We start from the raw sequence: 223 nt of genomic DNA on the forward strand, positions 1-223 counted from the left end.
TGCAGATCCTCTTACTATTGGAGTGTCATCTCCTGGGAAATCATATTCGTTTAATAATTCTCTTACTTCCATTTCAACTAATTCAAGAAGTTCTTCGTCGTCTACCATATCACATTTGTTTAAGAATACAACTATGTAAGGTACACCAACCTGTCTTGATAATAGTATATGTTCTCTTGTCTGAGGCATTGGACCATCAGTTGCTGATACAACTAATATAGCA

Annotated in this window: 1 protein-coding gene; it reads right to left on the reverse strand. The window is 35.4% G+C overall.

The features are described 5' to 3' along the window. A partial coding sequence (locus ACK2WN_RS12445) for a GTP-binding protein (protein WP_416155708.1) occupies window positions 1-223 on the reverse strand: 223 nt, incomplete at both ends.

Source organism: Peptacetobacter sp. AB800 (genome assembly GCF_047807365.1).
Lineage (GTDB): Bacteria > Bacillota > Clostridia > Peptostreptococcales > Peptostreptococcaceae > Peptacetobacter.